This window comes from Vibrio sp. JPW-9-11-11, assembly GCF_013369335.1.
Lineage (GTDB): Bacteria > Pseudomonadota > Gammaproteobacteria > Enterobacterales > Vibrionaceae > Vibrio.
In genome coordinates this window covers 164,299-184,257 of sequence record NZ_SZQJ01000003.1, presented here as the reverse complement: position 1 = coordinate 184,257, position 19,959 = coordinate 164,299, and the positions used below count along the sequence as shown (strand labels likewise).

Below are 19,959 nucleotides of genomic sequence, written 5' to 3'. Positions count from 1 at the left end.
ATAAATGAAAAAGACCAAAAACTTTCAGTTCAAACAATTCAACATAGAGGGCGGTTACTCAGGCATGCCCGTGAGTACCGATGGCGTCCTACTTGGTGCTTGGGCAAACCTCAGCCAATGTTCATGTTTACTCGACATTGGCACCGGCACTGGCCTACTTAGCCTAATGGCTGCGCAGCGCTATCCTTCCATCGAAGTCGATGCGATTGATATCGACCAACACGCGATCAGCGCGGCCAAACAGAACTTTGCAGACTCACCTTGGGGACCGCGTCTTAAGCTACTGAGCGGCGATGTGCTCAGCCATTGTTTCAACCAAACGTATTCAGCGATTATCTGCAACCCTCCCTATTTCACGAGTGGTGAACAAGCGAAAAACCAAGCTCGAGCAACGGCTAGACACACAGATACGCTCACCCACCCGGCCCTACTGAGTACGTGTTGGCGTCTGCTAAATCATGATGGCAAAGCAAACTTTATTCTGCCTGCGGCTGAAGGAGGGCAGTTTATCCAGTTGGCGCTAAAGATGGGATGGCATCTGAGCCGTTACTGCCAAGTCAAACCTAGTGAGGTTAAGCCCGTCAATCGACTATTGATAGAACTCTCCAAGCAACCATCTCCGGTGCAGAATGAGACGCTACAAATCGCAAGCTCTCAAGGTTACAGTGCAGAGTTTGTTCAGCTAACAAAGGCGTTTTATCTTAAGATGTGAAAAATAAGGTGTGATCCTTGTCACCGAACACTCTATAATACGACCCCTTATTTATTGCTCACCCCAACAAGCTTGTGGAGACATCATAGTGATCAAAAATTTTGCCGACCTAGAGTTAGACCCTAACCTACTCCTCGCGATAGAAGAAATGGGGTTTAGCCGCCCGACACAAGTTCAGGCTCAGGCAATTCCGCAAGCGTTGGAAGGTCGAGATATCTTAGCTTCTGCTCCAACGGGTACGGGCAAAACCGCAGCATTTGTACTGCCTGCACTGCAATATTTACAAGACTTTCCTCGTCGCAAGCCAGGACCAGCTCGTGTTTTGATCCTAACTCCGACCCGTGAGTTAGCGATGCAGGTGGCAGACCAAGCTCGTGCACTAGCCGAACATACTAAGCTGAACATCTTCACGATTACTGGGGGAGTTCAGTACCAAGAGCACGCTGATATCTTAGGTAAAACTCAGGATATCGTAGTCGCAACGCCTGGACGTTTGATGGAATACATCAACGCTGAACGTTTTGACTGTCGTGCCATTGAATGGCTGATCCTTGATGAAGCCGACCGCATGCTCGATATGGGTTTTGGTCCAACCGTCGACCGTCTCTCTTCAGAATGCCATTGGCGTAAACAGACACTACTCTTTTCAGCAACGTTAGAAGGCAAAGGCGTGGAAGGGTTTACCGCCGATCTTCTCAAAGATCCGGCAGAAATCGATGCCGAGCCTTCTCGTCGTGAACGCAAAAAGATTGCTCAGTGGTATCACCGTGCCGACGATATGAATCACAAACTAGCGCTACTAAAAAAGATCCTCACAGAGCAAGCTGAGCGATCGATCGTCTTTCTCAAAACCCGTGAGCGTCTAGCCGAGCTGCGCGTTGAACTAGAGAAAGCACAAATCCCGTGCTCGTGGATTCAAGGTGAAATGCCTCAAGATCGTCGCAACAACGCGATCAGTCGTTTCCGCGACGGCACCGTCAACGTACTGCTGGCCACCGATGTGGCAGCGCGCGGTATTGACCTCCCGGATGTGAGTCATGTGATCAACTACGACATGCCACGCAGCGCCGACGTCTACTTACACCGTATTGGGCGTACCGCTCGTGCAGGTAAAAAAGGCAACGCTATCTCTCTAGTAGAAGCGCACGATCAACCTATGATGGACCGAGTCGTACGCTATACCAAAGAAGAGGTCAAAGAGCGCTTTATCAAAGAGCTTCGTCCAAAACACAAAAAGCCCGTGTTTAAGAAAAAGAAAAAAGACGATAAGAAAAAGACCAACGCTGCTAAGGGTAAGAAGAAAAACGCGAAGAAGAAAAAGTAACCGCCACGCTTTAAAACAATAAAAATGCCGCTTCAATTGAAGCGGCATTTTTTACATCCGTAGTAGACGATCAATATTCGAATCCAGCTATTCATCACCTCTTCAAAGCCTTTGGGGCTAGAACAAGGCGACAAGTAAACTCAACCTTGGGAGCGTAGTAAGCTACGTGACTAAGGTGAGTTTACGCCGTCAACGAAGTTATCGCCTCAAAGGCGAAGAAGATTAGTGTTCGCGGGTCGCGCGGAACTCCACATCAGGAAAACGTTCTTTCGCTAGATTCAAGTTGACCATAGTCGGTGCGATGTAGGTTAGGTTGTCGCCCCCATCCAACGCTAGGTTGGTTTGGTTCTTACGTTGGAACTCATCCAATTTCTTACCATCTTCACACTCAACCCAACGTGCGGTTGCTACGTTAACGCTTTCATAGATGGCTTCTACGTTGTATTCCGCCTTCAGACGAGCGACGACAACGTCAAACTGCAGCACACCCACAGCGCCTACAATCAGGTCATTGTTTTGCAATGGACGAAATACCTGTACAGCGCCCTCTTCCGAAAGCTGAACTAAGCCTTTGAGCAGCTGTTTCTGTTTCAGTGGATCACGCAGACGAATACGGCGGAACAGTTCAGGGGCAAAGTTAGGAATACCTGAGAATTTTAGAGATTCGCCTTGAGTGAAGGTATCACCAATTTGGATCGTGCCGTGGTTATGCAGACCAATGATGTCACCGGCGTAAGCATTTTCAGCGCGAGAGCGGTCGCCTGCCATAAAGGTCACGGCGTCTGAAATATTGACCTGCTTACCTAAACGCACATGATTCATCTTCATGCCTTGCTTATAGGTCCCCGACACGATACGCATAAAGGCGATACGGTCGCGGTGTTTCGGATCCATATTGGCCTGAATCTTAAACACGAAACCAGAGAAGTTCTCTTCGCTCGCCTCAACTTCACGTTCATTCGCTTGACGTGGCATCGGCGCTGGAGCCCACTCCGTCAAGCCATCGAGCATATGGTCGACGCCAAAGTTACCGAGAGCGGTACCAAAGTAGACTGGCGTCAACTCGCCAGCTAAGAACAGTTCCTGATCAAACTCCGGACATGCGCCGATCACCAGCTCGAGCTCTTCTCGAAGCTGCTCTGCCAACTCTGGCCCCACCGCTTCATCAAGGTCTGGATTATCCAGGCCTTTAATAATGCGAGAGTCTTGAATCATGTGGCCTTGTCCCGTGTTGTAAAGGATCGTCTCATCGCGGTGAATGTGGTACACGCCTTTAAACTCTTTACCACAACCAATTGGCCATGAGATAGGTGCACACGACATATTTAGCTCGCTTTCCACCTCATCCAACAGTTCCATTGGATCACGAATATCACGGTCGAGTTTGTTCATGAAGGTCACGATAGGCGTATCACGCAGGCGAGTAACTTCCATCAACTTACGAGTACGGTCCTCAACACCTTTTGCCGCGTCGATAACCATCAGACATGAGTCCACCGCTGTCAGGGTACGATAGGTATCTTCCGAGAAGTCTTCGTGTCCAGGAGTATCCAGAAGGTTAACCAAACACTCGTTGTACGGAAACTGCATCACCGAGGTGGTCACCGAGATACCACGCTCTTTTTCCATTTCCATCCAGTCAGACTTAGCGTGTTGCGCTGAACCACGACCTTTGACTGTACCCGCTGTTTGTATCGCACGTCCGAACAACAGTACTTTTTCAGTAATCGTAGTTTTACCCGCATCAGGGTGCGAGATAATAGCGAAAGTTCGACGTTTAGAAACTTCGCTAACAAAAGGAGTATTTGACATGAAAGGGTCTTCTTCTGTCTGTAGGCTAGAGAAGACGAGCGCTTAACGCTAGCTCTAGCGGTTCGATTCAAATTTGCGCGGTATTTTCGCTCATATTCGCGTTAGGGGCAACTTCCTCCACCCGATTGGCTGAAAAAGGCGAGTTTTTTATTTACAGATTAATTTATCAATAAATATGAACTATAACTAAAGAAGTAGAGGGAGCTATTCGAAACGATGAATCAAAGCAAAAAAGTCAACTCATTAGCGTTTCGCCAGGCGAAAACGGTATTCTTAGTCTCGGTGATTCTAGGGCTCTGTTTTAGCTTGTATCATATTTTGGTGGATCTCCATCAGGAGCAAAAACGCATTCAAGAACACTACCAGTTTAAGCTATTGCAGAATTACTCCAATGCTAGCCAAGCCGCCTATCATCTAAACCAACTTCTCGCCGAGCAAGTCGCCTCTACGTTAATGATGGATAAAGCGGTCTATCACGTCGAGATCGTTGATGATTTCGGCGATACGCTCACCTCGAAGCAGCGTGATATCTCGACCCAAGGTAACTTCATTGAAGCCTTATCGTCTTACTTAACGCCGACCACGCCAACCTTTAGCACCGAGCTCCATCAGCCCAATTCTCACGTTGTGGTTGGCAATCTGACCTTTTCTGTCAACGGGGAGCACATCGCACAAAACTTTATTAGCCGAACCAGTCGAATTTTGCTGTTTGACCTGCTGCGTAACATTATTTTGACAACCATACTGCTGTTGTTCTTCTACCAAAAACTGTCTAAGCCGCTTGTTACCCTGATCGACTGGGTACGCTCGCTGCAAGGACCGAGCAAAGATGTTCCGCCGCCGACCCGATATCGAGACGATGAACTGGGGCAACTGGCTAAAACCTTTCATACCTTGTGGCAGGAGCGCGAGGCCGCCGAGGTCAAACTCAATCAGTTAGCCTACTACGACTCACTGACAGGGCTCGCCAACCGTAGCTTGTTACTGCAACTGCTCGGCAAGGCCATCGACGACACTCGCAGCAATCAGCAAAGTGGAGCCCTGTTCTACCTTGACCTAGACCGATTTAAAACCATTAACGACTCACTCGGCCATACGATTGGAGATAAGCTGATAAATGCCATTTCCATGCGGATTGAAGCGTGGCTAAAAACCGACTTTACCGCCGCGCGTATCGGCGGTGACGAATTCGCTCTGCTATTGCCCAATGTCGATTCAGACAAAGCACAAGAGCTTGCCAAGCAGTTACTGGCGTTAATTTCAAATCCCTACTCAATCGATGATCATCAGCTCTACTGCACCGTGAGTGTCGGGATTGCCCTATTCCCTTCGGCTGGCATCACCAATATTGATGTGCTGCGCCAGGCAGACACCGCTCTTTACCGCGCAAAAGTCGCCGGGCGTAATAAATTTATGTTCTATGAGCCTGAAATGCAGGCGCAAGTGGAATCGTTCTTGGAGATAGAGAAAGGACTGCATGAAGCACTCAATAAAGGCCAATTGGAGCTTTATTATCAACCACAGGTCGATTCAAACCACCGCATCATCGGTGTCGAAGCCTTAATTCGTTGGAACCACCCGACGAAAGGGTTGCTACCACCAGGGTTATTTATGCCTATCGCAGAAGAGACAGGACAAATACTCCAAATAGGTAATTGGATTATTGAACAAGCTTGCTATCAATACGCAAATTGGCAAAAAGAAGGCATCTTACCCGAGAGTTTTCGCCGCCTCGCCATCAATATCAGCCCGTTACAATTCTCGCAAAGCTCCTTTGTTGAACACATTGTCGACTCTTTAGCTCAAGCCGGCATTGATGGTCATGATATTGAGCTAGAGATCACCGAGAACTTATTGCTCGAGAACGTGGATGCCGCAGTCGAGAAGATGGCGGAACTAAAACAGCACCAATTAAAAACGTCTATCGATGACTTTGGTACCGGGTACTCGTCGTTACGTTATTTGAAACATTTGTCCGTCGATGTACTCAAAATTGATCGATCTTTTGTCACCCAGTTGCACATGGACGAGAGTGACCAAGCGATTGTCGATACCATTATCATGACTGCGCAACGCCTAAATCTCGAAGTGATCGCCGAAGGGGTCGAAGATGCCAATGAGTTGTACGCACTTAAGCAGTTAGGATGCGAACAGTTCCAAGGTTATTTATTTGATAAGCCTCTACCGGCGTCAGAACTCGTCGAACGTTTTAAGCGCAATTTCTACGAAGTTCCTGCCCCGACAGTCATGAAAGCCGCACAAAAGTAGTGAGTTAGTAGAAAAACAGATAACTCATGATGATGGCATCTTCTCGGTTACCGTTAGCACTCGGATAGTAATTGCGACGACGATCCACCTCATTAAACCCCAACGCTTGGTAGAGATGAAAAGCTGTGAAATTGCTTTCCCTCACTTCCAGCCAGGCACTTTCCGCTTGGCACTGTTCACATAGCTCTAAAAAACCGTTGAGCAGTTTTTTACCTAAACCTTGCCCCTGACGACTAGGGTCAACGGCGATATTCAGTAAGGTGATTTCTCCAACAATATTCTGAGCATAGAAGTAACCGACCACCTTTTCATTGTCGACGAGTACGTGGTGGCAAGCGCCACGAGAATGTAAATCGCGGATCATGCTCTCAGCCCAAGGATGGCTGTGAGCCTGAGTTTCAATCGCCCATACTTGGTCAAGATGGGTCTCGGCTAAAGGAAGAATTTTCATTATTTATAGGAACAAATCTGCTGCCATAAAGCTCGGCGATGTTGCTGATTACCGTCGATCAAATCGAGCGAGGGAGAGGTTAATACGTTAGCGTTGAACACCCCTTCCACCTCACAACCAGCAAACCATATCCATTCAAGCTGATGGTCTCCCAACATCGATAATTGGTAAGGTGCGATATGACGAGCGTCGGATAAACTAAGATTGATGCTGGTTAGCACTCGCTCAAATAGAACAGCATAAGGCCCGGTTGGGCAATGCGGCGCGACCAGTAACAGACGGCAGTTTGGTTCAAGAGACAAAGAAGGCGCCTGATATCCCGCCAGTCTTTCTGGGTGATGCAGTTGATAGTAATCAACACCCATTTCATGCAGAAACTGTAATGATTGTGATTGCATACCATTTGCCATTAGTGAGAACGGGCCGATACTAGCACAAAAGCCAACCGGAATAGAAAACAAACTGCCACCATTAGGCGGCAGTTGTATTGACCTTAAAAACTCTCTTTAACCGCTTGGGCGATTTTCAGCGCTGAGTTTTGAACTAACTCTGCGTCTTCACCCTCAACCATCACTCGGATCAACGGTTCGGTTCCTGACTTACGCAGTAGTACGCGCCCTTTGTCACCCAGTTCACGCTCTACTGTCGCAACAGCGGCTTTTACCGCGTCGGCTTCAAGTGGGTTTGAGTCACCGGAAAAACGCACATTTTCTAGCACTTGAGGGTATAGCGTCATACCTTGTGATAAGTCATGCAATGACATGTCACTTCCTACCACAGATGCCAACACCTGTAGCGCAGCAACAATCGCATCGCCCGTCGTGACTTTATCCAATAAGATGACGTGACCTGAGTTTTCCGCGCCGATCTTCCAACCTTTTTCTAGCAGTTGCTCCATGACATAACGGTCACCCACCGCCGCGCGAACGAATGGAATGCCTAGCTGTTTCAGGCCATTTTCCATACCTAGGTTGGTCATAAGCGTACCGACAACACCGCCCTTCAACTCACCACGACGCAGAGCATCACGCGCGATGATATAGGCGATTTGGTCCCCATCAATCTTATTACCGAGATGGTCGACCATAATAATTCGGTCACCGTCACCGTCAAACGCCAGGCCGAGTGCCGCGCCTTCTTCAACCACGCGTTGCTGCAATGCGCGAACATCGGTTGCACCGACTTGATCATTGATGTTGGTGCCATTTGGCTCAACGCCCATCGCAATGACTTCAGCACCAAGCTCACTAAACACCGCAGGAGCAATGTGGTAAGTCGCGCCGTGCGCGCAATCAACGACAACCTTTTGTCCCGCCAAGCTTAGTTCAGAGGGGAAAGTGCTTTTACAAAACTCAATGTAGCGACCTGCTGCATCGTTAAGGCGCGTCGCCTTACCCAATTCTGCCGACTCAACACACTCGATCTCTTTATCAAGCTCAGCTTCAATGGCTAATTCGATATCGTCTGGAAGTTTGGTTCCCTCGGACGAGAAAAACTTAATACCGTTATCGTAATACGGGTTGTGCGACGCAGAAATAACAATGCCGGCCTCAGCACGAAATGTTTGCGTCAGATACGCAACGGCGGGCGTTGGCATTGGTCCAGTAAACGTCGCCTTAAGGCCTGCAGCGGCAAGGCCCGCCTCTAATGCAGACTCCAACATATAGCCCGAGATACGCGTATCTTTACCAATAATGACTTTCTTTGTGCCTTGCTTAGCCAATACGCGCCCCGCAGCCCAGCCAAGTTTTAGCACGAAATCTGGAGTGATTGGGTACTGCCCCACTTTTCCTCGTACACCATCTGTACCGAAATAACGTCTTTTCGTCGACATAGTGATTCCTTTATCTTTTTTCTTATCTCAACGGTGATTACGTACCATTGAGACCACTTTCATGGCATCTAGCGTTTGTTCAAAATCGTGAACACGAATAATTTGCGCGCCTTTCATCGCTGCAATGGTCGCACAGCTCACACTGGCCGCGACACACTCCGCTGGCGTTTTTTCTAATAATTTGAAAATCATCGACTTACGAGACATCCCCGCCAAAATCGGTAGCCCAAACTGATGAAACTGTTCTAAATTTGCCAGCATATGATAGTTATGTGCCATGGTTTTACCAAACCCAAACCCTGGGTCTAGGATCAGTTTATCACGACTAATTCCGACAGATTCACATTCAGCTATGCGCTGCTCGAGAAACTCACCTACGTCTTTGAGCAAGTCATCATAATGCGGATTGGCTTGCATGGTTCTTGGCTGACCTTGCATATGCATTAAACAAATCGGCAACCCAGAATCCGCCGCGACTTGCAGAGCCCCCGGCTCTTGTAGCGCTCGAACATCGTTAATAATATCGGCTCCAGCATCAACGGCTTGGCGCATGACCTCGGCTTTACTGGTATCCACCGAAATCCACACATCCGATTCACGGCGAATCGCTTCAATGACAGGTAGTACACGTTGCAACTCTTGTTCGAGTTCCACATCGGGAGCCCCTGGACGAGTCGACTCTCCGCCAATATCAATTATCGCCACACCTGCATCAATCATGCGTTTGGCTTGATGCAAAGCGTCATTCAAACGATTGAACTTGCCGCCATCAGAAAAGGAGTCTGGCGTGACATTCAGGATGCCCATCACTTGAGGCTGAGAAAGGTCGAGGGTTTTATTGTTGGCTTTAATTTTCATCATAAACACAAAAACCCCGAGGAATCTCGGGGTTTAATTATTACTAGCAATCACTCAGAGTCTTTTTTCTCTGTAGGCTCTACATTGGCGTCTTCTTGAACAGCATCTGTTTGCGGCTCATCCGTCGCGTCTTCCGGCTTGGCTTCGCTTTTCGCCTCTGGCTTATTACTTGGGTTATCCCCCCAGCCCGCAGGCTCACGAATGTCCGCCTTACGCTCCATCAGGTCATCAATCTGACCAGCATCGATGGTTTCATACTTCATCAACGCATCTTTCATCGCGTGCATAATATCCATGTTATCTTCAAGGATTTGCTTCGCACGTTCGTAGTTGCGGTCAATGATGCTACGAACTTCATCATCAATGAGTTTCGCCGTGTCATCGGACATATGCTTAGTTTGCGTCACGCTACGGCCAAGGAACACTTCGCCTTCATCTTCAGCGTAAAGCAGTGGACCGAGCTTTTCAGAGAAGCCCCACTGAGTCACCATCTTACGTGCAATATCGGTAGCACGCTCGATATCGTTTGAAGCGCCGGTGGATACTTTATCCGCACCATAGATAAGCTCTTCAGCAAGACGACCACCGTATAAACTTGAGATCATCGATTCAAGGTGCTGACGAGACATGCTGACGCGGTCTTGTTCCGGCAAGTACATGGTCACACCAAGTGCACGGCCGCGAGGAATGATCGACACCTTGTACACAGGATCGTGCTCAGGCACTAAGCGACCAACAATCGCGTGACCCGCTTCGTGGTATGCCGTTGACTCTTTTGTCTCTTCAGACATCACCATAGAGCGGCGTTCAGCACCCATCATGATCTTGTCTTTCGCTAGTTCAAACTCAACCATAGAGACATTGCGCTTGTTACCACGCGCAGCAAACAGTGCCGCTTCGTTAACTAGGTTAGCGAGATCTGCACCAGAGAAGCCAGGCGTACCACGAGCAATCAAAGAAGGCTCTACGTCACCAGCAAGAGGCACTTTACGCATATGAACTTTTAGGATTTGTTCGCGACCACGGACATCAGGTAGACCAACCACAACCTGACGGTCGAAACGACCAGGACGAAGAAGGGCTGGGTCTAGTACATCTGGGCGGTTAGTCGCAGCGATAACGATAATACCTTCGTTACCCTCAAAACCATCCATCTCAACTAGCATTTGGTTCAGGGTTTGCTCACGCTCGTCGTGACCACCACCTACGCCTGCGCCACGCTGGCGACCGACCGCATCGATCTCATCGATAAAGATGATACAAGGTGCGGCTTTTTTCGCTTGCTCGAACATGTCACGTACACGAGAGGCACCAACACCGACGAACATTTCTACGAAGTCAGAACCAGAGATGGTAAAGAATGGGACTTTGGCTTCACCTGCGATAGCTTTAGCCAGTAGCGTTTTACCCGTACCTGGAGGACCGACCATCAACACACCCGTTGGGATCTTACCGCCCAGCTTTTGGAAGCGGCTCGGGTCGCGAAGGTAGTCAACGAGTTCTTTCACATCTTCTTTTGCTTCGTCGCACCCTGCAACGTCAGCAAAAGTTGTTTTAATTTGTTCTTCGCTCATCATTCGAGCTTTGCTCTTACCAAACGACATCGCGCCTTTACCGCCGCCGCCTTGCATTTGACGCATGAAGAAAATCCATACACCAATCAGTAAGATCATTGGGAACCAAGAGATAAAGATTGTACCTAGTAGGCTCTGCTCTTCTGGCGGCGTACCTTGCACTTTCACGTTTTGGTTGATGAGGTCATCAAGGAGCTTTTGGTCGTAGACAGGCATGTAAGTAACATAACGTGCGCCACCGCCACGACGAGTGAAAGTAATTTCACCGTCTTTAAAAGTTGCTTCCTGAATCTGGCCTTGGCCAACTTCCTGTACAAACGTGGTGTAATCCACTGCTCTGCCATTGCTTTCTCCAGGGCCAAAGCTCTGGAAAACCGACATCAACACGACGGCGATAACAAGCCACAGAATTAAATTTTTTGCCATGTCACTCAAGGTGTCAGCCTCTCGATAACTAATTGTAATTAAAGGTAGGGTACTACAGTTTATAACCTGTAGCTATAGTGTTAACTTGCCTATCAAAGCGCAAAATGGTTAACCTTTGTAACCAGTGGCTACGATGAAGACTTCTCGTGAGCGCGCTCGCGAAGAGTCAGGTTTTCTTACTTTTACGACTTTAAATTCGTTTCGGACTTCTTTGACGAACTGATCAAACCCTTCGCCCTGGAAAACCTTGACCACAAAGCTACCATTAGGGGCTAGAACTTGTCGACACATATCTAAGGCCAACTCCACCAAATACATGGCTCTTGGCTGGTCGACTGAGTTGTTGCCAGCGATGTTGGGCGCCATATCTGACATGACAACATCGACCATAGACGGCTGAATGCGCTCGAGCAATGCCTCGAGTACCGCTTCTTCGCGGAAGTCTCCCTGAAGGAAACTCACACCTGCGATAGGGTCCATCGGCAGTAAGTCACAAGCGATAATCTGACCTTGCTCTCCTACTATCTTAGCAGCATATTGAGACCAGCCACCGGGCGCAGCCCCCAAATCGACCACCGTCATACCCGGTTTTAGGAGTTTATCTTTGGTTTGGATCTCTTCGATTTTGAAATACGCACGCGAACGGTAGCCTTTTTTACGGGCTTCATTGGCATACTTGTCGTCAAAATGTTCTTTCAACCAACGGCCTGAGCTGGCTGAATGTTTCTGTTTACTCATTCGTTTCCTAGCAGAGAGAGGGAGCAACTAACCCAATAAATTATAGTCTTCAGGGTTAGATGGCGTTAAAATGGTATTTTTCAACCCTAATAGTAAAGAAAATTGGCCGCGTAATGAACCTAAGCACTAAACAAAAGCAGCATCTAAAAGGCCTAGCGCACAGTCTAAAACCTGTTGTGCTTATGGGCGCAAATGGACTTACTGAAGCTGTTCTAGCGGAAATCGAAATTGCTCTTGATCACCACGAGCTGATCAAAGTAAAAGTCGCCTCTGAAGAGCGCGAAACAAAAAACCTGATTATCGACGCTATCGTGCGTGAAACTCGCGCTGAGAAAGTACAAGTTATCGGTAAAACACTGGTTCTGTTCCGTCAATCAGACGAGCGTAAAATCGAACTGCCACGCAAGTAATTGTACTGCAATGAGCAATAAAAAAGGTCGCCTAAGCGACCTTTTTTGTTATCTAGGTATAATTAAATGTACTCAACGCGGTCGATTTCGAAATCACGTTCGCCGCCAGGCGTCGAGATAGCTACCTCGTCACCTTCCATTTTACCAATCAAACCACGAGCAATAGGGGAACTAACCGAAATCAACCCCGCTTTAATGTCGGCTTCATCATCGCCGACAATCTGGTAAGTTTTCTCTTCTTCCGTGTCACAGTCGATCAATGTAACAGTCGAGCCGAAAATGATCTTGCCCGTGTTGTCCATTTTCGTTACGTCAATCACTTGCGCCACTGAAAGCTTGTATTCGATATCGCGAATTTGTGCTTCACAAATACCCTGCTCTTCACGAGCTGCGTGGTATTCTGCATTCTCTTTTAAATCACCTAGCTCACGAGCCTCGGCAATCGCTTCAGAAATTTGCGGGCGAAGCTTGAGTAGTCGGTCGAGTTCTGCGCGTAGCTTTTGTTCGCCACGCAATGTCATAGGGACTTTTTCCATCATTTACCTCATTCCAAAGCTTTCTTTGGACAAAACAAAACTACCCAACCACAAGGATTAGGTAGTGTGTAAGCTAATCAATTTTCTCTAGTGTAAACAAACTTAGCACCGAAATCATCCTAAATCCATTCCCGACGTTTTTGCGTTAACTTATGCCCGTCCATGTTCGATTTTTCCAATCACAAATTAAATGCACTCATTCACCACATTGATAAAAAACCCAGCAGCAAACAAAAAAAAACTAAAACACACGTTAATTACAAGCCAGTCAACAATCGAATAAAAACCTTTAATATCATCATCTTGATATTTATTTTGATAAATAAAACACTGTTCAATAATCCAATTTATATCGTTTTACTAACTGCTACTGGAACTTTAGCGTTACAACATTGCTCACCGATTGATCGAGATGTTATTCAGCGTGATTCTCACTTATGAAGATTGAATCACTTGAGCAATCGATAGAGGATGGTCATCTAATGGCTCATCACTCGCAACACAACTATTTATGGACAGTAAATTAGGACTTATAAGATGAACAAAACTCTGATTGCTCTAGCAGTTTCAGCTGCAGCAGTAGCAACTGGCGCAAACGCGGCAGACGGTATTCAAGCAGGCGGTATCGAAGGTACTTCTGTATACAGCGCTAACGGCAACTCTCTAGAGATCGGTGGTCGTGCTGAAGCTCGTCTATCTCTAAAAGATGGCAAAGCTGAAGATAGAACTCGTGTACGTCTAAACTTCCTAGGTAAAACTCAAATCACAGACAGCCTATACGGCCTTGGTTTCTACGAAGGTGAATTCCAAGCAAACGACAGCGGTACTGCGGGTGATAAGGACGACATCGACCATCGTTACACTTACGCGGGTATCGGCGGTAACTTCGGTGAAGTGACTTACGGTAAAAACGACGGTGCATTGGGTGTTATCACTGACTTTACCGATATCATGTCTTACCACGGCAACACTGCGGCATACAAAATTGCTGTTGCAGACCGTACAGACAACATGCTGTCTTACAAAGGCCAATTTGCTGACCTAGGCGTGAAAGCAAGCTACCGTTTCGCTGACCGCATCGAAGATACGACTAACGGCGGCTACACTGACAATGAAACGGATGGTTACTCACTATCTGCTATCTACGCAATTGGCGACAGTGGCGTTAAGCTAGGTGCGGGTTACGCTGATCAAAACACAGATACTAATGCCTCTGCTGATCAATACATTCTAGCGGCGTCATACTCGATCAACGACCTATACTTCGCAGGTACGTTCGTTGACGGCCAAGAAAAAGACGGTTCAAGCAAAACCGATAAAACTGGTTACGAGTTCGCAGCGGCTTACAAAATGGACAAAGTTGCGTTCACGACCACGTACAACTACCTAGAAGACAAAGTTTCTGGTACTAAGTACGACGCAGCGGACAACATCGCTATCGACGCGACGTACTACTTCAAGCCAAACTTCCGTACTTACATCTCGTACAACTTCAACCTACTTGATGATAGCAAGTCATACATCTCTAAAACAGATGCTGAAGACGAGCTAGCGCTAGGTCTACGTTACGACTTCTAATTTCCTGACTCTAGGTCAAGAATCTAACACGCCTGCTCTCTAGCAGGCGTTTTTTTTACTCGCTATACTGAGTGTAAACCCCATCACCGACTGTCTGTTCATGTTACGTTGTTGCTACACGCTCATTGCCACCATTATTTGTTCGTCGTTCAGCTTTTTTGCCTCGGCGAGTTCATCGATGCAGGTATTGCCACAAGGCAGCCGTGTCTCTACTCGTGTCGAGAGTCTCGAGCAATCGAACATCTACCAACAAACGGACAATCAGCAGCAGCTATTCCCCCCCGCTAGCACCTTAAAACTCGTTACCGCCCTAGCGGCCAAGTTAGAGCTTGGTGACCAATTTCGTTTTCATACTCAACTCGAACAGTCAGGAAAAGATATCATCATCCGTTTTGGCGGCGATCCAACCTTAACCAGTGGTGATTTAAAAGGCCTATTGGGGCAGCTTAAACAAAACGGCATCGATGCTATCGAGGGAGACCTATGGCTAGAAAACAGTGCCTTTACCGGCTATGACCGTGCTGTAGGCTGGCCTTGGGATATTCTTGGGGTTTGCTACAGTGCCCCCGCTTCCGCCATTGCGCTTGATGGCAACTGCGTACAAGCCTCTATTTACACGGAGCAAGACGGGCGTACCCGAGTCTATGTGCCCGAACATCAACCGATTTACGTCACTACGATCGCAAAATCAGTCTCAAAAATAGAACGCGACAGTACCCAATGTGATTTGGAGTTGCTCTCTTCGCCCGACAATCATTACCAGTTGCAAGGTTGCCTACAGAGCCGCAGTAAACCGTTACCGCTAAAATTCGCTATCCAAGATCCTGCGCTATACACCCAAAGAATGGTGCACTCTTTTCTCTCCCAGTTAGGCATCACTCTCAAGGGTGAGATAAAAGTGGGCGTCAAACAGAGCAAAGCACGCGTACTGGCAACCCATCACTCTGCGCCTTTACCCGAGTTACTCGCTACCATGTTGCAAAAGTCAGATAACTTAATTGCTGATAACTTAACTAAAGCGCTTGGGGCCGCCTTTTATATTCAACCAGGCAGTTTTGGCAACGGGATCAAGGCGCTCAAACAGATTATCTTCGCCCATACGGGGGTCAACCTTGACTCACTCCCCCTTGCCGACGGCAGTGGTTTATCACGTAACAATCGTTTTAGCAGTGAAGAAATGGCGAAAGTCCTGCGCTATATATGGCAGCATGATGATCAACTTAATCTGATTGCTCTCATGCCAAAATCGGGCACCAACGGCACGCTCAAATATCGCCGCAGCATGCGCAAAGCGCCGATCAAAGGGGAACTGATCGCTAAAAGCGGCTCTGTCTATGGCTCCTACAACATGGCGGGATTCGGATTAGATAAACAAGGCCAACCTAGCACTTTGTTTGTTCAGTTTGTCGCAGATTATCACCCCCCTAAACCCAGTAGCGATGCCCCGAAGCGCATCGCACCCATTACTCAGTTTGAAACCTTGTTCTATCAAGAAGTGATTAAGTTCAGTCAGGCAATGCCCAAAAAATAGTTCACGACTGTAAAGTAGACCCACATTCCGCTGATATCGACAATCGACGCTAATACAGGGCTCACTAACACGGCCGGATCTAATTTAAACACCCTGGCTAAAATGGGCAGTAAGCCACCAAGGGTGGTCGACATTGTCACTTGAATAAACAATGCAACAGCAATCGCTAGTGCAATGGTGTTTAAATTAAAGCCACCAGCGCTGCTTGAGTCGCTAAAGATCAAAATACGCCCGATCATCACCATGGATATCGCCAACGCAAGACATATCGCTACGCGGCTCTCTTTCCAAAGTACCGCAAGCCATTGACGTTTGCGTAACTCACCCGTCGCCAAAGCGCGAATCACTAAAGTGGCCGCTTGAGTACCAGTATTCCCTCCAGCCGCTGCAATCACTGGCATGTACACCGCCAGCAACACGAGTTGGCTCAGCGTATCTTCGTACTGTGCAATGATTAATCCAGACACAATACCAAGCAGCGCCAATGCAATGATCCAACCAATACGCTGTTTGACATGCTCAAAGACCGATGTCGCTAAGTAGCCACTGGGCGTCTCCACTTCTGAGAGGATAAACCCCAGTTGATGCGCGTAGTGACGCGCCAGTTTATCGTGCCCCTGATTTTCTAGGGCCGAAATAAGGTGTTGCACATAGCCGACCGAACAGTGATGCAGGATCGCGACCGCTTCTTCCACCGGCATCACCGTCAGTAAATGCACTTGCTGAGCCTGATCGTACTGCAAAAACGCATTGCGAGCGGCGCCAATTTCCTCTTGAGAAAAGTTAGGGCTATTTTCGATGTATGTATTGCTCATTACCGTCATGGCGAATCTCCCGATTGGCAATTGGTAACGACCATCAAACACAGTCGCATACGAACAACATAGGCGCATGCCACCCATGTTAAGAGCCATATAGCTGTGTTGATTCTAGAATTTAAAGGAGAAAAACGTGAGGATGCAGTTCAATTGAAAGGATGCTCTACCACTTGAGGTAGAGACGTAAGACGACCATACCGTAGCGGACTATTTTTCCCCTCTCATACTAGGAGGATGGTCGATATTGTTCATAGAAATCTCCGAATAAACTGCCTAACTGGCAGCGCGGCGATGATAGCAAATGTGATAAGAGAAAACAGTGGTTATTGTGTCAAGAAGGGAAATTTTTCTCACCGATTGAGAAAGGTATAAAAAAAGCGCCCGAGAGGCGCTTTTTGAGCAGACAAACCACACCCACTACTTGATAGTGATGCGAGCAAACTTGCGCTTACCGACCTGGAATACGTAAGTCCCAGCTTGCGGGGCGAACTTAGAATCTGCGACTTTTTCACCGTCAATTTTAGCAGCGCCTTGCTTAACCATACGCATCGCTTCTGAAGTAGAGGCACACAGTGCCGATTCTTTGAGCAGGTTGCTAACTGGTAGGCCCGCTTCAAACTCAAACTCTGGCATTTCGTCAGGGATTTGGTTCTTAGCAAAACGGTTTACAAACTCTTGCTCAGCTGCATCGGCATCTGCTTGGCTATGGAAGCGTGCGATGATCTCTTTCGCGAGTGCCACTTTAACATCACGTGGGTTCTGACCCGCCTCCACATCAGCTTTTAGCTTCGCCACTTCATCAAGCGGACGGAATGACAAGAGATCGTAGTAGTTCCACATCAGGTCATCTGAGATCGACATGATCTTACCGAACATCTCACTTGGCGCTTCGCTAATGCCGATGTAGTTATTGGCTGACTTCGACATTTTTTTCTCGCCGTCAAGACCAACAAGAAGTGGCATCATAAGCACAACCTGAGGCTTCTGACCGTTGGCTTTTTGTAGCTCACGACCCATTAGCAAGTTGAACTTCTGGTCAGTACCGCCTAGCTCAACGTCCGTCTCCATTGCTACTGAGTCATAACCTTGTAGGAGTGGATACATAAACTCATGGATGGCAATAGGTTGGCCGCCTGCATAACGCTTTTTAAAATCATCACGCTCTAGCATACGTGCTACTGTTTGGTTCGCCGCCAAGCGAATCATACCCTCAGCACCTAACTCTGATAACCACTCAGAGTTAAACTGAATTTTAGTCTTGGCTGGGTCTAAGATCTTAAACACTTGCTCTTTATAGGTTTCAGCATTACGCAGCACATCTTCACGGCTTAAAGGCGGACGAGTGTTGTTTTTACCAGTTGGGTCACCGACCATGGCGGTAAAGTCGCCGATCAGGAAGGTAACGTCATGACCGAGCTCCTGAAATGCACGCAACTTGTTAAAAATAACTGTGTGACCTAAATGGATATCTGGCGCCGTTGGATCGGCCCCCAATTTAATGCGCAGAGGACGCCCCTCTTTGAGCTTGGCAATCAGTTCTTCTTCTGGAATCAGTTCATCAACACCGCGCTTAATCTCGGCTAGTGCAGCTTCAATGCTCGCCATTCTTGTTCACTCCCACAGATTTGGCAAAAATTTGTTAGTTTGCCATCTTACTTGAATAGCGATGCTTTTTGAAACCAGTTAGACTAAACAGCTATGCTTTTTTACTGATTTTTTAATACGGACATAAGATGTTGTCTCTTTACGCTCGTCTGCCTTGGATTCATCGAGCCCTCATTGCTTTTTTCAGTGCCTTCATGGTTGTGGCGCTGTTTCTGCCCGCTCCACAAGATCTGCGTCAGAACGAAAACTTTTATCAAGTTGGCACCGCGTACCCTCTCGCGATTGATCTTGATGCGATCATAGCGCAGCAAACGACCTCACCATTCGCCACCTTGCGCTGGGAGAAACATAGTATTGGCTCCGGTGATAGCATGGCTCTATTGTTTCAACGGGCCGGACTCTCTTCACGTCTTCTCTATCAATTGACCTCCACCAGTAAAGACATCGAACGTCAACTGACCCGAGTCAGGCCCGGTGACACCTTTTTACTTGGCTTTGATGAAGACAACCAACTGGTACAAATCAAACGCCAGATCAGCCCTTACGAAACCTTTCTGATCACTAAATCGAGTCAGGGTTATACCTCTTCAGTGGATAAGAAAGAAGTCAATTATCAATACAACTATGCCGAAGCTACCATTAGCTCTAACTTCTGGAATGCGGCCGTATCAGCAGGGCTTACCCCCAACCAAATTATGGAGCTGGCGGGCATTTTTGGTTGGGATATCGACTTTGCTCTCGACATCCGCAGCGGTGACAACTTCAAAATTCTTTACCAAGAAAAAGTCGTCGAAGGTGAAGTCGTAGACCGAGGTAAGATCATCGCGGCAATGTTCAGCAACCAGGGCGATACTTTTAAGGCTATTTTGGATGATAAAACTGGCAATTATTATGACGAAACCGGGCGTGCAATGAAGAAAGCGTTCTTACGCTCACCTTTGGACTTTCGCCGCGTAACCTCCAATTTTAACCCTACTCGACGCCACCCCGTGACTGGAAAAGTCCGTGCCCATAGAGGCACAGACTACGCAGCGCCAGTCGGCACCCCCATTTGGGCCGCGGGTGACGGTATTGTACAAAAATCAAGTTACAACCAATTCAATGGTCACTATGTTTTCATCAAACATAGCAATACCTACATTACTAAGTATCTACACCTTACCAAGCGCATGGTCAAAACAGGTCAGCGTGTCAAACAAGGTCAGACTATCGGTACTCTTGGCGGCACAGGTCGAGTCACTGGTCCGCACCTGCACTACGAGTTCTTAGTAAACGGGGTCCATAAAAACCCGCGTACGGTGAAGTTACCGCAGTCCAAATCGTTAACGGGTAAATCGAAGACGACCTTTATCGCCAACGCCAAGCTGAGACTGTCTAAACTGGAGCGATATGGCGAACTGCTCGCCACGCCATAAATAAAAGCCCCGCAGCACGAGTTGCGGGGCTTTATATTTGATGACGTTTGTCACTCCATCATTCAAGCG

At 47.7% G+C, this 19,959-nt stretch carries 17 protein-coding genes; 7 read left to right on the top strand and 10 right to left on the bottom strand.

Features of this window, described 5'->3' with window-relative positions; all coding sequences use genetic code 11:
- Positions 1-4: 4 nt before the first annotated feature.
- Positions 5-712: a tRNA1(Val) (adenine(37)-N6)-methyltransferase gene (locus tag FCU94_RS02340; protein ID WP_176286947.1), complete on the top strand. Its 708-nt coding sequence runs from the start codon at positions 5-7 to the stop codon at positions 710-712.
- Positions 713-800: 88 nt separating this feature from the next.
- On the top strand, positions 801-2,036 hold the full coding sequence (gene srmB, locus FCU94_RS02335; RefSeq protein ID WP_176286946.1) for an ATP-dependent RNA helicase SrmB: 1,236 nt from the start codon (positions 801-803) through the stop codon (positions 2,034-2,036).
- Positions 2,037-2,258: 222 nt separating this feature from the next.
- On the opposite strand, the gene prfC is transcribed toward srmB, so the two are convergent.
- Entirely contained in the window at positions 2,259-3,848 is a 1,590-nt protein-coding gene (gene prfC, locus FCU94_RS02330) for a peptide chain release factor 3 (RefSeq protein ID WP_176286945.1), read from the bottom strand.
- A gap of 216 nt (positions 3,849-4,064) precedes the next feature.
- On the opposite strand from prfC, the gene FCU94_RS02325 reads away from it, so the two are divergent.
- Positions 4,065-6,116 carry a putative bifunctional diguanylate cyclase/phosphodiesterase gene (locus FCU94_RS02325; protein WP_176286944.1) on the top strand — a complete coding sequence of 684 codons (2,052 nt, stop codon included), beginning with the start codon at positions 4,065-4,067 and terminating at the stop codon, positions 6,114-6,116.
- Between the two features lie 4 nt (positions 6,117-6,120).
- Here FCU94_RS02325 and rimI read toward each other — a convergent pair whose 3' ends face one another.
- From rimI to rlmE, 6 genes are all read right to left on the bottom strand, one after another.
- Positions 6,121-6,567 (bottom strand): ribosomal protein S18-alanine N-acetyltransferase, encoded by a 447-nt coding sequence (gene rimI / locus FCU94_RS02320; protein ID WP_176286943.1) that lies wholly within the window; start codon positions 6,565-6,567, stop codon positions 6,121-6,123.
- Positions 6,567-6,965, bottom strand: coding sequence for a DNA polymerase III subunit psi (locus FCU94_RS02315; protein ID WP_176286942.1), 399 nt, complete (start codon positions 6,963-6,965; stop codon positions 6,567-6,569). Before FCU94_RS02315 ends, rimI begins: the two co-directional genes overlap by 1 nt.
- A 95-nt stretch (positions 6,966-7,060) precedes the next feature.
- Entirely contained in the window at positions 7,061-8,401 is a 1,341-nt protein-coding gene (glmM, locus tag FCU94_RS02310) for a phosphoglucosamine mutase (RefSeq protein WP_176286941.1), read from the bottom strand.
- A 27-nt stretch (positions 8,402-8,428) separates the two neighbouring features.
- Positions 8,429-9,259: a dihydropteroate synthase gene (gene folP, locus FCU94_RS02305; protein ID WP_176286998.1), complete on the bottom strand. Its 831-nt coding sequence runs from the start codon at positions 9,257-9,259 to the stop codon at positions 8,429-8,431.
- Between the two features lie 50 nt (positions 9,260-9,309).
- Positions 9,310-11,259: an ATP-dependent zinc metalloprotease FtsH gene (ftsH, locus tag FCU94_RS02300; RefSeq protein ID WP_176286940.1), complete on the bottom strand. Its 1,950-nt coding sequence runs from the start codon at positions 11,257-11,259 to the stop codon at positions 9,310-9,312.
- Positions 11,260-11,367: 108 nt separating this feature from the next.
- Positions 11,368-11,997: a 23S rRNA (uridine(2552)-2'-O)-methyltransferase RlmE gene (gene rlmE, locus FCU94_RS02295; RefSeq protein WP_176286939.1), complete on the bottom strand. Its 630-nt coding sequence runs from the start codon at positions 11,995-11,997 to the stop codon at positions 11,368-11,370.
- 113 nt (positions 11,998-12,110) lie between these two features.
- Here rlmE and yhbY point away from each other — a divergent pair, with 113 nt between their 5' ends.
- Positions 12,111-12,407 carry a ribosome assembly RNA-binding protein YhbY gene (gene yhbY / locus FCU94_RS02290; protein ID WP_176286938.1) on the top strand — a complete coding sequence of 99 codons (297 nt, stop codon included), beginning with the start codon at positions 12,111-12,113 and terminating at the stop codon, positions 12,405-12,407.
- Positions 12,408-12,469: 62 nt separating this feature from the next.
- Here the strand turns inward: yhbY and greA are convergent, their stop codons facing one another.
- On the bottom strand, positions 12,470-12,943 hold the full coding sequence (gene greA / locus FCU94_RS02285; RefSeq protein ID WP_176286997.1) for a transcription elongation factor GreA: 474 nt from the start codon (positions 12,941-12,943) through the stop codon (positions 12,470-12,472).
- A gap of 537 nt (positions 12,944-13,480) precedes the next feature.
- Here greA and FCU94_RS02280 point away from each other — a divergent pair.
- Both FCU94_RS02280 and dacB read left to right on the top strand, forming a co-directional pair.
- Positions 13,481-14,521 (top strand): porin, encoded by a 1,041-nt coding sequence (locus tag FCU94_RS02280; RefSeq protein WP_176286937.1) that lies wholly within the window; start codon positions 13,481-13,483, stop codon positions 14,519-14,521.
- 100 nt (positions 14,522-14,621) lie between these two features.
- Positions 14,622-16,052 (top strand): serine-type D-Ala-D-Ala carboxypeptidase, encoded by a 1,431-nt coding sequence (gene dacB, locus FCU94_RS02275; protein ID WP_176286936.1) that lies wholly within the window; start codon positions 14,622-14,624, stop codon positions 16,050-16,052.
- On the opposite strand, the gene FCU94_RS02270 is transcribed toward dacB, so the two are convergent.
- The gene (locus tag FCU94_RS02270) at positions 16,031-16,876 is read right to left on the bottom strand and encodes a magnesium transporter (RefSeq protein WP_176286935.1); all 846 of its coding nucleotides are present in this window, start codon (positions 16,874-16,876) and stop codon (positions 16,031-16,033) included. The genes dacB and FCU94_RS02270 overlap by 22 nt on opposite strands.
- Before the next feature lie 411 nt (positions 16,877-17,287).
- Positions 17,288-18,475 carry a tyrosine--tRNA ligase gene (tyrS, locus tag FCU94_RS02265; RefSeq protein ID WP_176286934.1) on the bottom strand — a complete coding sequence of 396 codons (1,188 nt, stop codon included), beginning with the start codon at positions 18,473-18,475 and terminating at the stop codon, positions 17,288-17,290.
- A gap of 128 nt (positions 18,476-18,603) precedes the next feature.
- Here tyrS and FCU94_RS02260 point away from each other — a divergent pair, with 128 nt between their 5' ends.
- Positions 18,604-19,890 (top strand): peptidoglycan DD-metalloendopeptidase family protein, encoded by a 1,287-nt coding sequence (locus FCU94_RS02260; RefSeq protein ID WP_176286933.1) that lies wholly within the window; start codon positions 18,604-18,606, stop codon positions 19,888-19,890.
- Positions 19,891-19,959 lie beyond the last annotated feature (69 nt).

Excerpts from the sequence above, each read along its gene's own strand:
- FCU94_RS02260 (WP_176286933.1), top strand. The coding sequence starts at position 18,604 with ATGTTGTCTCTTTACGCTCGTCTGCCTTGGATTCATCGAGCCCTCATT.
- FCU94_RS02270 (WP_176286935.1), bottom strand. The coding sequence starts at position 16,876 with ATGACGGTAATGAGCAATACATACATCGAAAATAGCCCTAACTTTTCT.
- folP (WP_176286998.1), bottom strand. The coding sequence starts at position 9,259 with ATGAAAATTAAAGCCAACAATAAAACCCTCGACCTTTCTCAGCCTCAA.
- tyrS (WP_176286934.1), bottom strand. The coding sequence starts at position 18,475 with ATGGCGAGCATTGAAGCTGCACTAGCCGAGATTAAGCGCGGTGTTGAT.
- greA (WP_176286997.1), bottom strand. The coding sequence starts at position 12,943 with ATGGAAAAAGTCCCTATGACATTGCGTGGCGAACAAAAGCTACGCGCA.
- rlmE (WP_176286939.1), bottom strand. The coding sequence starts at position 11,997 with ATGAGTAAACAGAAACATTCAGCCAGCTCAGGCCGTTGGTTGAAAGAA.
- dacB (WP_176286936.1), top strand. The coding sequence starts at position 14,622 with ATGTTACGTTGTTGCTACACGCTCATTGCCACCATTATTTGTTCGTCG.
- FCU94_RS02315 (WP_176286942.1), bottom strand. The coding sequence starts at position 6,965 with ATGCAATCACAATCATTACAGTTTCTGCATGAAATGGGTGTTGATTAC.
- yhbY (WP_176286938.1), top strand. The coding sequence starts at position 12,111 with ATGAACCTAAGCACTAAACAAAAGCAGCATCTAAAAGGCCTAGCGCAC.
- rimI (WP_176286943.1), bottom strand. The coding sequence starts at position 6,567 with ATGAAAATTCTTCCTTTAGCCGAGACCCATCTTGACCAAGTATGGGCG.
- glmM (WP_176286941.1), bottom strand. The coding sequence starts at position 8,401 with ATGTCGACGAAAAGACGTTATTTCGGTACAGATGGTGTACGAGGAAAA.
- FCU94_RS02280 (WP_176286937.1), top strand. The coding sequence starts at position 13,481 with ATGAACAAAACTCTGATTGCTCTAGCAGTTTCAGCTGCAGCAGTAGCA.
- FCU94_RS02325 (WP_176286944.1), top strand. The coding sequence starts at position 4,065 with ATGAATCAAAGCAAAAAAGTCAACTCATTAGCGTTTCGCCAGGCGAAA.
- prfC (WP_176286945.1), bottom strand. The coding sequence starts at position 3,848 with ATGTCAAATACTCCTTTTGTTAGCGAAGTTTCTAAACGTCGAACTTTC.
- FCU94_RS02340 (WP_176286947.1), top strand. The coding sequence starts at position 5 with ATGAAAAAGACCAAAAACTTTCAGTTCAAACAATTCAACATAGAGGGC.
- ftsH (WP_176286940.1), bottom strand. The coding sequence starts at position 11,259 with ATGGCAAAAAATTTAATTCTGTGGCTTGTTATCGCCGTCGTGTTGATG.